This window comes from Streptomyces sp. NPDC004610 (assembly GCF_040609715.1).
Lineage (GTDB): Bacteria > Actinomycetota > Actinomycetes > Streptomycetales > Streptomycetaceae > Streptomyces.
The window spans coordinates 1-14717 of record NZ_JBEXLA010000050.1; the positions used below are offsets into that span (position 1 = coordinate 1).

Annotated in this window: 13 protein-coding genes, 1 tRNA gene and 1 pseudogene; 11 read left to right on the top strand and 4 right to left on the bottom strand. The window is 70.7% G+C overall.

What is annotated here, in order from left to right:
- Window positions 1-385 precede the first annotated feature (385 nt).
- The 3 genes from ABZX40_RS37355 (at window position 386) to glmS (ending at window position 3555) form a co-directional block, all read left to right on the top strand.
- Window positions 386-1291, top strand: coding sequence for a DUF4429 domain-containing protein (locus ABZX40_RS37355; protein ID WP_355738828.1), 906 nt, complete (start codon window positions 386-388; stop codon window positions 1289-1291).
- Between the two features lie 120 nt (window positions 1292-1411).
- Window positions 1412-1669: a hypothetical protein gene (locus ABZX40_RS37360; protein ID WP_355738825.1), complete on the top strand. Its 258-nt coding sequence runs from the start codon at window positions 1412-1414 to the stop codon at window positions 1667-1669.
- A 68-nt stretch (window positions 1670-1737) separates the two neighbouring features.
- Window positions 1738-3555 (top strand): glutamine--fructose-6-phosphate transaminase (isomerizing), encoded by a 1818-nt coding sequence (gene glmS / locus ABZX40_RS37365; RefSeq protein ID WP_355738822.1) that lies wholly within the window; start codon window positions 1738-1740, stop codon window positions 3553-3555.
- A 281-nt stretch (window positions 3556-3836) separates the two neighbouring features.
- On the opposite strand, the gene ABZX40_RS37370 is transcribed toward glmS, so the two are convergent.
- Complete coding sequence (locus ABZX40_RS37370; protein WP_355738819.1) at window positions 3837-4418, bottom strand: GPR1/FUN34/YaaH family transporter; 582 nt, start codon at window positions 4416-4418, stop codon at window positions 3837-3839.
- A gap of 158 nt (window positions 4419-4576) precedes the next feature.
- Window positions 4577-5104: a universal stress protein gene (locus ABZX40_RS37375; protein ID WP_355738882.1), complete on the bottom strand. Its 528-nt coding sequence runs from the start codon at window positions 5102-5104 to the stop codon at window positions 4577-4579.
- A 517-nt stretch (window positions 5105-5621) separates the two neighbouring features.
- Between ABZX40_RS37375 and ABZX40_RS37380 the strand changes: the two genes are divergently transcribed.
- From ABZX40_RS37380 to ABZX40_RS37400, 5 genes are all read left to right on the top strand, one after another.
- On the top strand, window positions 5622-5948 hold the full coding sequence (locus ABZX40_RS37380) for a hypothetical protein (protein WP_355738879.1): 327 nt from the start codon (window positions 5622-5624) through the stop codon (window positions 5946-5948).
- A 353-nt stretch (window positions 5949-6301) separates the two neighbouring features.
- Window positions 6302-7516, top strand: coding sequence for a helix-turn-helix domain-containing protein (locus ABZX40_RS37385; protein ID WP_355738816.1), 1215 nt, complete (start codon window positions 6302-6304; stop codon window positions 7514-7516).
- Between the two features lie 192 nt (window positions 7517-7708).
- The gene (gene orn, locus ABZX40_RS37390; protein WP_355738813.1) at window positions 7709-8311 is read left to right on the top strand and encodes an oligoribonuclease; all 603 of its coding nucleotides are present in this window, start codon (window positions 7709-7711) and stop codon (window positions 8309-8311) included.
- 104 nt (window positions 8312-8415) lie between these two features.
- Window positions 8416-8491: transfer RNA gene (locus ABZX40_RS37395), tRNA-His, on the top strand.
- An 89-nt stretch (window positions 8492-8580) separates the two neighbouring features.
- On the top strand, window positions 8581-8709 hold the full coding sequence (locus ABZX40_RS37400; protein ID WP_355738810.1) for a hypothetical protein: 129 nt from the start codon (window positions 8581-8583) through the stop codon (window positions 8707-8709).
- Here ABZX40_RS37400 and ABZX40_RS37405 read toward each other — a convergent pair.
- Complete coding sequence (locus tag ABZX40_RS37405; RefSeq protein ID WP_355738808.1) at window positions 8685-9200, bottom strand: DUF6221 family protein; 516 nt, start codon at window positions 9198-9200, stop codon at window positions 8685-8687. The genes ABZX40_RS37400 and ABZX40_RS37405 overlap by 25 nt on opposite strands.
- A complete protein-coding gene (locus ABZX40_RS37410) occupies window positions 9197-10255 on the bottom strand; it encodes a LacI family DNA-binding transcriptional regulator (RefSeq protein WP_355738806.1) in 1059 nt (352 codons plus the stop codon). The genes ABZX40_RS37405 and ABZX40_RS37410 overlap by 4 nt, the downstream gene beginning before the upstream one ends.
- Window positions 10256-10595: 340 nt before the next feature.
- Between ABZX40_RS37410 and ABZX40_RS37415 the strand changes: the two genes are divergently transcribed.
- The 3 genes and pseudogenes from ABZX40_RS37415 to ABZX40_RS37425 all read left to right on the top strand — a co-directional run bounded on the left by ABZX40_RS37415 (window position 10596) and on the right by ABZX40_RS37425 (window position 13955).
- The gene (locus tag ABZX40_RS37415; RefSeq protein WP_355738803.1) at window positions 10596-11918 is read left to right on the top strand and encodes an extracellular solute-binding protein; all 1323 of its coding nucleotides are present in this window, start codon (window positions 10596-10598) and stop codon (window positions 11916-11918) included.
- A 5-nt stretch (window positions 11919-11923) separates the two neighbouring features.
- Window positions 11924-12931: pseudogene (locus ABZX40_RS37420) on the top strand (sugar ABC transporter permease); the annotation flags it as partial.
- 100 nt (window positions 12932-13031) lie between these two features.
- Window positions 13032-13955 (top strand): carbohydrate ABC transporter permease, encoded by a 924-nt coding sequence (locus ABZX40_RS37425; RefSeq protein ID WP_355738801.1) that lies wholly within the window; start codon window positions 13032-13034, stop codon window positions 13953-13955.
- Window positions 13956-14717 lie beyond the last annotated feature (762 nt).

The window sequence follows — 14717 nt, forward strand, 5'->3', positions numbered from 1 at the left end:
ACGGAGGAACTCCCACTCCTCATCAGACAGCTCATGACGACGTATCACCCGACCATGATCCACCACGCAAGATCAATTGAAGACACGCCCTAGGGGCGCGGGGAACTGCGCAATCTTTTGGGGGCGCGGACAGACGCCGCGATCTCCCAGGGTCGCGGGGAACTGCGCAATCCTTTGGGCACACGGGCAGACACCGGGACCTCCCAGGGGCGCGGGGAACTGCGCAATCCTTTGGGCACGCGGGCAGACGCCGGGACCTCCCAGGGGCGCGGGGAACTGCGCGACCAGCCACACCCCACCCGCACCCACCCCACAACCCGCCCCTCCCTTGATCCCGACAGATGCAGACCCCGTCCCCCACCCCTCCGGTGAAACAATCCCTGTCATGGCGGAAATCATCCAGAAGGACGGCACCTGGGAGTTCGACGGCGACGCCCTACGGCTGACACCCGGTCGGGACAAGTCCGTCGGTCTGCTGCGCAGAACCCTCGGGGAACTCGTCGTCCCGCTGGGCGCACTGGCCGGGATCTCCTTCGAGCAGGGACGCAGGTCCGGGCGGCTGAGACTACGACTGCGGGACGGCGCCGACCCGCTCCAACTCGCGACCGGCGGCCGACTGACCGAGCCGCACGACCCGTATCAGCTGGTGGTGGAGTCCGACCGATACGGGGTCGCGGAGTACTTCGTGGACGAGGTGCGCAACGCACTGCTGCTGGACCAGGTGCCGGGCGACCCGGTGGACACCTATCTGCTCCCCGGCCCCGGGGTGCCGCTGTCGTTCTCGGCGGGGGACGCCACGGCGAGCTTCGACGGGGAGCGGGTGCGGCTGGAGTGGAACTGGAAGACGGAGGAGGCGAAGTCGGCGTCTGGTACCCGGATCATCGCGATCAGCGAGATCTCGGCGGTGGAGTGGCATCCGGCGGTGGGTCTGGAGAACGGTTTCCTGCGTTTCACCGTGCGCCACGCGCCGACCAAGGCGCCACCGAAGTACGACCCCAACTCGGTCGATCTCTGGGGCTTCAAAAAGGATCCGCTGATGGCACTGATCGCGGCGGCCGTACAGTCCCGACTGGCCCATCCGACCGCCGCCACCACCACCGCCACAACCACCACCCCGGCAACCACCACCCCGCCCGACACCCGCCCGCAGCTCACCAAGGCCCCCACCCCGTCCGACGACCACGACGCACTGCTGCGACGCCTGCGCGAACTGGGCGAACTGCACCGCTCGGGGGTACTGACCGACGAGGAGTTCACCCAGGCCAAGCAGGCCGTCCTACGCCGAATGTGAGCGGCACATGAGCCGCACATGAGCCGACTGTGGGCCGAACGGGAACCCTTAACTCACCCCCCTGCCCGAAATCGGGCAGAATTCTTGCGAAACCCTCCCCCGTACTCCAGGATCAAGCGAGTGCACGACGAACTCGTAGATCACCTGACCCGCTCCACCCCCCTGAGCCGGGGTGAGGCACTGCGGGTGATCCAGGACGTGCTCGCCTACTTCGACGAGACGACCGTCGACTACGTCCGCCGCCGCCACCGCGAGCTACAGGCCCAGGGCCTGGTGAACGCGACGATCTTCGAGCGGATCGAGACGGACCTCAAGTACCGGGCGGTGGCCCCCCCGGACCTGTCGCAGCGCCAACTGCGCCGCATCGTCTACGGCTGACCCTCAACACCACCCTCGCCCCGCCCCCTCCCCCTCCTCCCCTCCCTCTACGACTAGGAACATCCCATATGTGCGGAATCGTCGGATACATCGGGAAGCGTGATGTGACCCCGCTGCTCCTGGAGGGCCTCCAGCGTCTGGAGTACCGGGGCTACGACTCGGCCGGCATCGTCGTCACCTCCCCCAAGGCCGCCGGGCTGAGGACGGTCAAGGCCAAGGGCCGGGTGCGCGATCTGGAGGCGAAGGTCCCGGCCCGCTTCAAGGGCACCACCGGTATCGCCCACACCCGCTGGGCCACCCATGGCGCCCCGTCCGACGTCAACGCCCACCCGCACCTGGACGCCGAGGGCAAGGTCGCCGTCGTCCACAACGGCATCATCGACAACGCCGCCGACCTGCGCCGCAAGCTGGAGGCGGACGGCGTGGTCTTCCTCTCCGAGACCGACACCGAGGTCCTCACCCACCTCATCGCCCGTTCCCAGGCGGAGAAGCTGGAGGACCGAGTCCGCGAGACCCTCCGCCTGATCGAGGGCACCTACGGCATCGCCGTCCTGCACGCCGACTTCCCCGACCGGATCGTGGTCGCCCGCAACGGCTCGCCGGTCGTCCTCGGCATCGGCGAGAAGGAGATGTTCGTCGCCTCGGACATCGCCGCCCTGGTCACCCACACGCGGCAGATAGTGACCCTGGACGACGGCGAGATGGCCACCCTCAAGGCCGACGACTTCCGCACCTACACCACCGAGGGCACCCGCACCACCGCCGAGCCCACCACCGTCGAGTGGGAGGCCGCCTCCTACGACATGGGCGGCCACGACACCTATATGCACAAGGAGATCCACGAGCAGGCCGAGGCCGTGGACCGGGTGCTGCGCGGCCGGATCGACGACCGCTTCTCCACCGTCCACCTCGGCGGCCTCAACCTGGACGCCCGCGAGGCGCGCGCGGTCCGCCGGGTCAAGATCCTGGGCTGCGGCACCTCGTACCACGCGGGCATGATCGGCGCCCAGCTGATCGAGGAGCTGGCCCGGATCCCCGCCGACGCCGAACCGGCCTCCGAGTTCCGCTACCGCAACGCGGTCGTGGACCCCGACACCCTCTACATCGCGGTCTCCCAGTCCGGCGAGACCTATGACGTACTGGCCGCCGTACAGGAGCTGAAGCGCAAGGGCGGCAAGGTCCTCGGCGTGGTGAACGTGGTGGGCTCGGCCATCGCCCGCGAGGCGGACGGCGGCATCTACGTCCACGCGGGCCCGGAAGTCTGCGTCGTCTCGACGAAATGCTTCACCAACACCACCGTCGCCTTCGCCCTGCTGGCCCTGCATCTGGGCCGGGTCCGCGACCTGTCCGTCCGCGACGGCAAGCGAATCATCGCGGGCCTGCGTCGGCTGCCCGCCCAGATCGCCGAGATCATGACGCAGGAACCCGAGATCGAGAAGCTCGCCCGGACCTACGCCGACGCCCGCTCGATGCTGTTCATCGGCCGGGTGCGCGGCTACCCGGTGGCCCGCGAGGCATCCCTGAAGCTCAAGGAGGTCTCCTACATCCACGCCGAGGCCTACCCGGCGTCCGAGCTGAAGCACGGCCCCCTCGCCCTGATCGAACCGGCCCTGCCCACGGTGGCGATCGTCCCCGATGACGATCTGCTGGAGAAGAACCGCGCCGCGCTGGAGGAGATCAAGGCCCGCGAGGGCAAGATCCTCGCGGTCGCCCACCAGCCCCAGGCCAAGGCCGACCAGACGATCCTGGTCCCCAAGAACGAGGACGAACTCGACCCCATCCTCCTGGGCATCCCCCTCCAACTCCTCGCCTACCACACAGCCCTGACCCTGGGCCGAGACATCGACAAGCCCCGAAACCTCGCCAAGTCGGTAACGGTGGAGTAGCCCCCTCAGCCCCGCGCGCTCTTTCCAGGGGCGCGGGGAACTGCGCAGTCTTGTCGGGGGCGCGGGGAACTGCGCAATCTTTTCGGGGACACGAGGAACTGCGCAGTCCTTCCAGGGGCGCGGGGAACTGCGCAGTCTTTTCAGGGGCGCGGGGAACTGCGCGACCAGCCACACCCCACCCGCACAGGCCACTCAACCCAAACGAGCCCCCACATGACGCCACCGTCACAGGGGGCTCGCCCCACCTCACCGGCCCACAACACCAGGCCACCCAGCGGCAGCTACCCCGTAGGGGCCACCCGCCCACCCGCCCGCCGAGGCAACACCGTCGGCCAGTGCGCGAGCACAGCCGTGGCCCCGTACCAGGCCACCGCCCCCGCAACCACCGCGACCCACCCACCGACCTTGACCAGCCCCTCGTTCTCGGCGAAGAACGCGATGGCCAGCAGCAGCATGGAGACGAACAGCAGCCCGTACGCCACCTGCCCCAACTGATCCCCACCCGCGAGGGTCAGCGTGAGGGCGACAAGGGCGAACAGCAGCAGAAACAGTCCACCCGCGTTCGCGGAGACCGGGGCGTCCCCGGCGGCGGACGCGGAGACGGACACGGCCCAGGTGAACCAGAGCGCGCCGAGCACGGTGAAGGCCGTACCGGAGGCGCTGTCGCGGTCCCGGAAGGCCAGCAGACCGGCGACGAAGAGGGCGACTCCGCCCACGTACCGGGCGATTGACACGGCGTCGGCGGCCGAGACTCCGTCGAGCACCTCGGTGTGGGCGAGGCCGAAGGCCAACAGGGTGATCCCCAGGGCGAGTCGGCCGACCACAGTGGTGGTTCCGCTTCCCGCAGAGACGGCGTTGTCCACGGCGGGCTCCCTTCAGGCATGTGCAGTTGTGGTGCCCGCTATATGCCCTTCACAAAGGCACAAACACCTCTACGCACCAGTAGATTCAGCCTCGGAACACCCCGGCAACGGCGCGAAGTCGACTACGGCAGGGCGACCACCACCGCACGGCGACCCGACTACGGAATGACGACCACGGGCCGCTTCGCCCGCTTGGCGAGCCGCCCGGCCACCGAGCCGAACATCCGGCCCACCAGCCCGTGCGTGGAGCCCACGACGATCGCGTCCGCCTCGTACTCCCGCCCGACCTCTTCGAGTTCATGGCAGATGTCCCCGCCGCGCTCGACCAGGATCCAGGGCACCTCGGCGAGATAGTCCGCGCAGGCGAGTTCCAGTCCGAGCACCTCGGTGCGGTGGTCGGGGACATCGACGAAGACGGGGGGTTCGCAGCCCGCCCAGACGGTGGTGGGCAGCCGGTTGGCGACATGCACGATGATCAGACCCGCGTGGGAGCGGCGGGCCATGCCGATGGCGTACGCGAGGGCGCGCTCGCTGGAGGTGGAGCCGTCGAAACCGACGACGACGCCGTGCTTGAAGGCGGGGTCGCACGCGTGGCGTGGCTCTTCCGCCGCCAGGGGATCGGCCGCCGTGGGGTCGGCGACGGGCCGCTTGCGGTCCGCGGGTTCAAAGAATTCGTGACCGGCCATGGCTGTCTCGGCGTTGTGATCCTTCATCGGGGAGGGACGACCGGGTCGTCCGCGCTGTGTCCGGGAATCATCTTCCCAACCCCATACCCCCAAGGGTACGGCGGCACGCCTCCTTCGCCCAGATCCCGCACGGCCGCCCGGCGGGTTTCGTGGAGCATGCACGAGGGGGCGCCCGTCACGCAATGGTTGCTGCCCCGTACAGGCGGTTTGCACAGGATTCACTGCGCGGGAGGGTGATCGCCCGGCCGCTCGCTGACAGTGACCGTCCCGGGACGCGGGCGTTGAAGTGCGTGAACCACGCCACAGGGAGCACGCCATGTCCGCACCCCGCACCGTCCCCACCGCGCCCCGCGCCACCGGCGGGGAGCCGCACCGGACCCCGGCCCCGCACAACCCCCCGCCCGCCCCCGGGACGCCCCCCACCGGGCCGGACCCGACGGCGAACCCGGCGACGGACTCCACGGCGAACCCGGCAGCGAACCCGGCAGCGGACCCGACGCAGGACCCGGCCGGGGACGTGGTCCGCTGGGCCGTATTCAGCTGCGCCCTCGTCCCCCTGGTCCTGCTCTGGTACGGCACCTCCCTGGCCGGCGCGGCCGGTACGGCGCTGGGCCTCGCCGCGGTCACCGGGGTGTGCCGACTGCTGCTGCGCCGCGCGGAACGCCGGGCCGCCGCCGCCCCGCCCGCCGACGGGGAACTCCCGCTCCCGCACCGGGAGACGGGCGCGACAGAGCCCTCGCTCCCCCCGTACTTCCCTCCGCACTTTCCCCCGTACTTCCCCCCTCACCGGAGCACGGACGGAGAGGCCCTTCCGACTGACCGGTTTCCGCACCCCGGCCCATAACTTTTCAGCCAACTTCTGCATACCGCGCATCCACTGGTCTGACGGCCCCCCACGCACCGTTCGACCTGCACGGAAAGGGTCTCAGCCCGGCTCCGCACCCTACGCGGATTGGCCACCGCGACAAGGCGCACTTCCCTGTGCGCCGCGTGAGTGCAACGCTTCGTGATCGAATGCTTTACGCCAAGTTGCCAACTCGACCTCCGCAGGGGTGCCAATCCGGTCACCTCCGTGGTGCGGGACGCAGTAGATTCGATCTTGACTGTCGTATGGCGGGGGACTCGTGCAGGACCGAGGGGAAACGTGCAGGAGCGACACAACCGAGGAGCCGCGACCACCGAGGGGGGCTTAGCAGGATGAGCCACGACTCCACTGCCGCGCCGGAAGCCGCGACCCGGAAACTGTCCGGGCGGCGGCGCAAGGAGATCGTCGCGGTGCTGCTGTTCAGCGGCGGCCCCATCTTCGAGAGTTCCATACCGCTGTCGGTGTTCGGGATCGACCGCCAGGACGCCGGCGTACCGCGCTACCGACTGCTGGTGTGCGGCGGCGAGGACGGTCCGCTGCGGACCACGGGGGGCCTGGAACTCAGTACACCGCATGGCCTGGAAGCCATCGCGCGGGCGGGCACGGTCGTCGTGCCGGCCTGGCGCTCGATCACTTCCCCGCCCCCGGAGGAGGCGCTCGACGCGCTGCGCCGGGCGCACGAGGAGGGCGCGAGGATCGTCGGGTTGTGCACCGGCGCCTTCGTCCTCGCGGCGGCGGGCCTGCTGGACGGCCGCCCGGCGACCACCCACTGGATGTACGCGCCGACGCTGGCCAAGCGCTATCCGTCCGTCCATGTCGATCCCAGAGAACTCTTCGTGGACGACGGCGACGTACTGACATCGGCGGGCACCGCCGCCGGAATCGATCTGTGTCTGCACATCGTGCGCACGGACCACGGCAACGAGGCCGCCGGGGCACTGGCCCGCCGGCTGGTCGTCCCACCGCGCCGGAGCGGAGGCCAGGAACGCTACCTGGACCGCTCTTTACCAGAGGAGATCGGCGCCGACCCGCTCGCCGAGGTCGTCGCCTGGGCGCTGGAGCACCTCCACGAGCAGTTCGACGTGGAGACGCTGGCGGCCCGCGCGTACATGAGCCGGCGGACGTTCGACCGCCGCTTCCGTTCGCTGACCGGCAGTGCGCCGTTGCAGTGGCTGATCACCCAGCGGGTGCTCCAGGCGCAGCGGCTGCTGGAGACCTCGGACTACTCGGTGGACGAGGTGGCGGGCCGCTGCGGCTTCCGCTCGCCGGTCGCCCTGCGCGGCCACTTCCGCCGTCAGCTCGGCTCGTCGCCGGCCGCCTACCGGGCCGCGTACCGGGCCCGGCGTCCGCAGGTGGACAAGTCGTCCGACCAGGATCACGGGTCGTCGCAGCCGGGTCCGCCCACGCCTTCCCATCTCCCGCCGCCGCACTCCCTGCACCCGGATTCGCCGGTGCCGCTCCAGGCCCGCCGCACCCCGGCGACAGCGAGCGCGCTCGGCGCCGGAGCGCCCCTGGCGAGCCTGCCGGGCCAGCGGAGCGGGGCATGAGCGCGGGGCGGTAGGCCGTAGGCAGGGGTTCGTCCCTCAGCGATGACGGGGGGTGGGGGTGGGGGTCGGCCGACCCACACCCCCACCCCCCGTCCGCGTTCCCGTCCCCCGTCCGCGTCCCCGTCCGCTTCCGCCGGTCCGGGGAGCGACACGGGGCACCGCATATGCCGACCTCGGCCGTAGGGTGGTCGCATGAACGATCGCATGGTGTGGATCGACTGCGAGATGACCGGCCTCTCGCTGTCGGACGACGCGCTCATCGAGGTGGCCGCCCTCGTCACCGACTCCGAGCTGAATGTGCTCGGCGACGGCGTGGACATCGTCGTCCGTCCGCCGGACGCCGCGCTGGAGACGATGCCGGAGGTGGTCCGGGAGATGCACACCGCGTCCGGACTGCTCACCGAGCTGCCCGGCGGCACCACGCTCGCCGACGCCGAGGCGCAGGTCCTGGCGTATGTGCGCGAGCACGTCAAGGAACCCGGCAAGGCCCCGCTGTGCGGCAACTCCGTCGGCACCGACCGCGGCTTCCTGCTGCGGGACATGCCGGCCCTGGAGGGCTACCTCCACTACCGCATCGTCGATGTCTCCAGCGTCAAGGAGCTGGCCCGCCGCTGGTACCCGAGGGCGTACTTCAACAGCCCCGAGAAGAACGGCAACCACCGCGCCCTCGCCGATATCCGCGAGTCCATCGCGGAGCTGCGCTACTACCGCGAGGCGATCTTCGTCCCCCAGCCCGGACCGGACTCCGACACCGCCAGGGCCATCGCCGCGCAGCACGTTCTGCCTGCCCGGTAGCGGTCGGTCGGAGCCCCGGAAAAGCCGGGCGCGAGCACCCCTTCGGACCCTGTACACTTTTTCTTGGCCGGTCGGAGAGACGCCAGTTTCCACCGCCGGTCATGGTGGGTGTAGCTCAGTTGGTAGAGCACCTGGTTGTGGTCCAGGTGGCCGCGGGTTCAAGTCCCGTCACTCACCCCACCGACCAAGGGCCGGTCCGAGACATTCGGACCGGCCCTTGGTATGTCCCCACGCACCGCCACGATGACGACACCACCCCGGGAGCCCTTGTGATCGTCCCCTTCCTGGTCGGTACGGCCATCGTCCTGGCCCTCGCCGCCACCGCGGCCTGGACCGGCGCCGCCTTCTGCCGGGAGGTCCGGGTCCGGCGGCTTCAGGGCCGCCACTTCTCCCGGTAGCCGGGCCGGTCCGCGTAGGGCAGGGCCAGCAGGCGCAGCACGTGGTCCCTGGACGGGGACGGCGGCGCGGTCAGAGCCCAGGCGAGGACGCGTCGCTTGGCGTCGGTCTCGGCCAGGACCCGTGCCGGGTCGTGGCGGACGATGTGCGCGCCCACGGCGGCGTCGACGTTCTGCGCGAGATCGATCCCGAACTGCGGCAGCTCGCCGAAGTGCCGGGTGGGCCAGGTCTCCGCGCTGCGGAGGGCCACCACGACGCCCTCGCCCAGGTCCCCGCCGTCGACCTCGGTATCACCGCCGACGTACTCCCCGCGGTCAAGGTCGGGGACGACGGTCTCGTCGGTCTCCGGGTCCTCCCAGCGCCAGCGCACCCCGCCCGGCGGACCGGGCTCACCGTGCCGGCGGCTCGCCGCCCGTGCCGTGTGTTCGTCCTCGTCCAGTCGGGCGGACAGCCAGTGTGCCAGCTCGGGTGTCGGGTCTCCGGGGGTGTTCATGCGGAGGTGCGGACGACGAGTCGCGTCGCGAGGACGACCTGGTGCCCGGCGTGGCGGGAGGGTTGCGGGGCCGGGCGGCGGGCGGCTATCTCGGTGAGCAGCAGATCGATCATGCTGCGGCCCATCTCCTCGATGGGCTGGCGGACGCTGGTCAGGGGCGGGTCCATGTGCCGGGCGATGGCGGAGTCGTCGTAGCCGACGAGGGCCACGTCGTCCGGGATGCGGCGGCCCGCCTCGCGCAGGATGTGGCGGGCGCCGGCCGCGGTGACATCGGAGGCGGCGAAGACCGCGTCCAGATCGGGGCGGCGGGCCAGCAGCGCGGTCATCGCGCGGGCGCCGCCGTCCTCCGTGAAGTCGCCGCGCTCGAGGAGGAGTTCGTCCAGCGGGCGGCCGGTGTCGCGCAGGGCGTCGCGGTAGCCGTCCAGGCGGCGCTGGGCACCGTAGACATCGAGGCGGCCGGTGATGTGGGCGATCCGGGTGCGGCCCCGGGCGAGGAGGTGCTCGACCGCGGAGCGGGCGCCGCCGTAGTTGTCGGAGTCGACGGACGGCAGAGCCTCGGCCGCCGAGCGGGGGCCGCTGATGACCGCGGGGATCTCCAGCTGGGCCAGCAGATCGGGCAGCGGATCGTCGGCGTGCACCGAGACCAGCAGGACGCCGTCGACCCGGTGGGCCGCCAGATACTGGGCGAGGCGGGCCCGCTCCCGGTCGCTGCCCGCGAAGATCAGCAGCAGTTGCATCTCGGTCTCGGCCAGTTCGGCGCCCACCCCGCGCAGCATGTCGGAGAAGTAGGGCTCGGCGAAGAAGCGGGTCTCCGGCTCGGGGACGACGAGGGCAATGGCGTCGGTGCGGTTGGCGGCCAGCGCGCGGGCGGCGGTGTTGGGGACATAGCCGAGTTCGGCGACGGCGGCCTCGACGGCGGCGCGGGTGGTGGCGCTGACCCGGGGCGAGCCGTTGATCACGCGCGAGACCGTGCCGCGGCCCACGCCCGCCCGTGCGGCGACCTCTTCGAGGGTCGGCCGCCCGGCCCCTCGGCCGCGCGTTCCCTGGCCTGCCATCGGCTCGCCCTCCCGTCGTCACCCTGGCCTGGAATGTAACAGCGGCGCCCGTCACAGGAGCGGTACGGGCCCCAACCCGCTCTCCTGGCGAGGCCCCGGCGCCCGGCTAACGGGCCGATAACTGAACGCGGCCCGTCGCGTCCGGTCCCTTGACATGCCCACCGGGAGCCACGACCCTTCAACACATCATCGATGGGAGCGCTCCCACAGCCCTCACGATACCCACGCCCTACACATCCCACACGCACTCCCGGGCGCACTTCCAGACGCACTCCCGCACGTCTTCCCGCACTCCCCATCCCGCACGTTCCCCGCCCCTCAGGGCGACAGGAGGACGCACATGCGAGCACCCGCCCCTTCCCGGATCATCCGCCGTCAGGCGCTCGTCCTCGCGGCCGTCGTGTCGCTGGGCGCCGGTCTGCTGGCCGGCTGTGCCGACGACGGCGACGACGAGTCGGACACCTCGGACGGCGGTGGCGGCAAGACCACCATCACGCTGGGGCTGTTCGGCGCGATGGGCTTCAAGGAGGCCGGTCTCTACGACGCGTACATGAAGCTCCACCCCGACATCACCATCAAGGAGAACGTCACCGAGCGCAATGAGAACTACTACCCGGCCCTGGTCAACCATCTGACCACCGGCAGCGGACTGATGGACATCCAGGCCGTCGAGGTCGGCAACATCGCCGAGGTGGTGAACACCCAGTCGGCGAAGCTGCTCGATCTGTCGGAGTACGGGAAGGAGAGCGACTACCTGGAGTGGAAGTGGCGGCAGGCCACCACCGAGGACGGCGCCACCATAGGACTCGGCACCGATGTGGGGCCGATGGCGATCTGCTACCGCAAGGACCTCTTCGAGGCGGCCGGACTCCCCTCCGAGCGGGAGGAGGTCGGCAAGCTGTGGGCGGGCTCCTGGGACACATTCGTCGAGGTCGGACGGCAGTACCAGGACAAGGCCCCCGACGAGACCACCTTCCTGGACTCCCCCGGCGGCCTCATCCAGGCCATCCTGGGCAGCGAGACCGAGCGGTTCTACGACTCCTCCGGCGAGGTCGTCTACAAGACCAACCCGGCGGTGAAGGACGCGTTCGACCTGACCGCGCGGGCCGCCGAGGACGGACTCGTCGGCAATCAGACGCAGTTCCAGCCCGCCTGGGACACCACCATCGCCAACAGCCGGTTCGCGGCGATGTCCTGCCCGCCGTGGATGCTCGGGTACATCAAGGGCAAGTCGCAGCCGGAGGCGGCCGGGAAGTGGGACGTGGCCGCCGCCCCGCAGGCCGGCAACTGGGGCGGGTCCTTCCTCGCGGTGCCGAAGTCCGGCAAGAACGCCGAGGCCGCCGCCGAGCTGGCCGCCTGGCTGACCGCGCCCGAGCAGCAGGCCAAGCTGTTCGAGGTGCAGGGCAGCTTCCCCAGCGCCCCGGCCGCCTATGAGATGCCCGCGGTCAAGGACGCCACCAATGAGATGACCGGTGACGCGCCCATCGGCACCCTCTTCGCCGAGGCCGCCAAGAACAGTCCCGTGCAGGTGATCGGCCCGAAGGACCAGATCATCCAGCAGGGCCTGACCGACAACGGGGTCATCCTGGTCGCCCAGGGCAAGTCGGCCGAGGAAGCCTGGGAGACGGCCGTGAAGACCATCGACAACAACCTGGACAAGTGACCGGTATGGCCACCCGGCACGACACCGCCGCCGTGCCCCTCTCCCCGGAGGGGGGCACGGCCCCGGCCGGCGCGAGCGCCCTCACCGGGCCCGGCCGACGGCGCCGCGCCCGGCTGTCCCGCCGCTGGCAGCGGGACATGAAGTGGAGCCCGTACGCGTTCGTCTCGCCGTTCTTCCTGCTGTTCCTGGCGTTCGGGCTGTTTCCGCTGCTCTACACCGGCTGGGCCTCGCTGCACCAGGTGGAGCTGACCGCGCCGACCGACATGGACTGGGTGGGGCTGCGCAACTACACCCGGATCCTCGACGACGACTTCTTCTGGAACGCGGCCCGCAACACCCTGACGATCGGGATCATCTCGACCGTTCCGCAGCTGCTGATGGCGCTCGGGATCGCGCACATCCTCAACTACCGCCTGCGCGCCTCGACGTTCTACCGGGTCGTCATGCTCGCGCCCTACGCCACCTCGATCGCCGCCGCGTCACTGGTCTTCGTGCTGCTCTTCGGCCGGGACTACGGCATGATCAACTGGGCGCTCGGGGTGATCGGGATCGATCACATCGACTGGCAGAACGACACATGGCCGTCCCAGATCGCCGTTTCGACCATCGTCATCTGGCGCTGGACCGGCTACAACGCGCTGATCTATCTGGCCGCGATGCAGGCCATCCCCCATGACCTGTACGAGTCGGCGGCACTGGACGGGGCGAGCCGCTGGCAGCAGTTCCTGCATGTGACGCTGCCGTCGCTGCGGCCGACCATTCTGTTCACCTGTGTCGTTTCGACCATCGGTGCATCGCAGTTGTTCGGTGAACCGCTGTTGTTCGATGCGAACAAGGGTGCGTCGGGCGGCTCCCAGCACCAGTTCCAGACGCTCGGGCTGTATCTGTACGAGCAGGGCTGGATCAATCAGCATCTGGGCCGCGCCTCGGCCATCGCGTGGACGATGTTCCTGATCCTGATCGTGATCGGACTGATCAACTACGTCATCTCGCACCGGCTGCGCGCCAGTAGTGGCGGTGGCGGTGGCAGCAGTGGCGATAGCGGTATCGGCAGCGGCAGCGGCAGCGGCAGCGGCAGCAGTGGCGGTAGTGCCCGTGGTTAGGAGACCGGCCGTGACGACGACACTGACTCCCCCCGATCAGCCGGCCGCGGCCGAACCATCACCGCGGCGGCGTCGCCCGAGGCGCCGGCTCCCCAAGGCGGCCCGCGCGGGCGGCCAGCGCCACGCCGGGCCGATCGCGTATCTGATCCTCGCGCTGTTCACCCTCGGCTCGCTGCTCCCGCTGGTGTGGACGGCCATCGCCGCCTCCCGCGACAACCAGCGGCTCGCCGAGACCCCGCCGCCGTTCTGGTTCGGCGCCAATCTGCTGGACAACCTGGAGACGGCCTGGACGGACGCCAACCTCGGCGAGGCGTTCCTGAACACCACGATCGTGGCCGGGATCGCGTCCGGGGCGGTCGTGTTCCTCTCGACCCTCGCCGGGTTCGCCTTCGCCAAACTGCGGTTCCGGGGCCGGGGCGCGCTGATGCTGATCGTGATCGGGACGATGATGGTGCCGCCGCAGCTCAGTGTGATCCCGCTCTACATGATGGTCGCCGAGCTGGACTGGACCGATCAGCTCCAGGCGGTGATCCTGCCGTCGATCGTGAGCGCGTTCGGGGTGTTCTTCATGCGGCAGTATCTGATCTCCGCGCTGCCCGACGAACTGATCGAGGCCGCCCGGGTGGACGGCGCGAGCAGTTGGCGCGTGGTGTGGCACATCGTGTTCCCGGCGGCCCGCCCGGCGATGGCGGTGCTGGGCATGCTGATGTTCGTCCAGACCTGGAACGACTTCCTGTGGCCGTTCCTGGTCCTCACCCAGACCGGCAACCCGACCGTGCAGGTGGCGGTCGCGGGCCTGGGCCGCGGTTACACGCCCGACCAGTCACTCATCATGGCGGGCGCCCTGCTGGGCACGCTGCCGCTGCTGCTCGTCTTCACGATCTTCGGCAAGCAGATCGTGGGCGGGATCATGCAGGGGGCGGTCAAGGGTTGAGGGGGGTGGGGTGGGGGCCCGCCCAGGTGCCGGTGGTGGCCGGGGTGCGGTCAGCCTGGGTGCGGGCACCCCAGGTTCCGGTGGGCCAGGTCGCCGCGGTGGCGGGCGGGCGCCCGGGGTGGCGGTTCCCGCACTGCGAGGTGCCTGCCGTCGCGAGTCCCGGCGGTCCTTGTGGCGGGCGACTCCGGACCGGGCCGGTCCCCGCTGTCGCGGTGGGCGATCGCCGGTCCTCCACAGGTGGGCCCAACCGCCGTCCGGTGGCCGTTGCCAGCCGCCACCCGGGCCTGGCCCGGCCGTCGGTCGGCCCCACGACGGCGGGCAGATCCGGCCCCTCCCCCACGTGGGCGGTCTCGGCCGTCCCTTCTGTCGCGGCGCCCGTCCGCTCTGGCGAGGGCCGCCGGGCTCTCACGGCGAGCGGTTGCCGGGGGCCTCACCCGGTGGGCACCCGGGCAGGGCCCCGGCCTACCGACGCCGGGCGGACCCGGCCCCCGCCGTCCCCCGGGCCGACCGCCATCACGCCGATCCGGGCCCGCGCACACGGGCCCGACCGTGACCAGTCACCAGTCACCAGTCACCAGTCACCGGACGCCAGTCACCGGACGCCAGTCGCCAGTCGCCAGCCACCCGACACCGCGCAGAGCCCACCCCCGCACACCGACCCCGACCCCGACCGACACACCGGACGCCCCCGCCGTCACCGCCCGGCGGACCCGCCGCGCCCGCCGCCCCGTCCCCACCCCGTCCCCTCCAACCCACCCCTCC

Bases quoted from the DNA above. Each gene is read 5' to 3' on its own strand.
- orn (WP_355738813.1), top strand. From the start codon at position 7,709: ATGAACGATCGCATGGTGTGGATCGACTGCGAGATGACCGGCCTCTCG.
- ABZX40_RS37405 (WP_355738808.1), bottom strand. From the start codon at position 9,200: ATGAACACCCCCGGAGACCCGACACCCGAGCTGGCACACTGGCTGTCC.
- glmS (WP_355738822.1), top strand. From the start codon at position 1,738: ATGTGCGGAATCGTCGGATACATCGGGAAGCGTGATGTGACCCCGCTG.
- ABZX40_RS37415 (WP_355738803.1), top strand. From the start codon at position 10,596: ATGCGAGCACCCGCCCCTTCCCGGATCATCCGCCGTCAGGCGCTCGTC.
- ABZX40_RS37410 (WP_355738806.1), bottom strand. From the start codon at position 10,255: ATGGCAGGCCAGGGAACGCGCGGCCGAGGGGCCGGGCGGCCGACCCTC.
- ABZX40_RS37355 (WP_355738828.1), top strand. From the start codon at position 386: ATGGCGGAAATCATCCAGAAGGACGGCACCTGGGAGTTCGACGGCGAC.
- ABZX40_RS37385 (WP_355738816.1), top strand. From the start codon at position 6,302: ATGAGCCACGACTCCACTGCCGCGCCGGAAGCCGCGACCCGGAAACTG.
- ABZX40_RS37375 (WP_355738882.1), bottom strand. From the start codon at position 5,104: ATGGCCGGTCACGAATTCTTTGAACCCGCGGACCGCAAGCGGCCCGTC.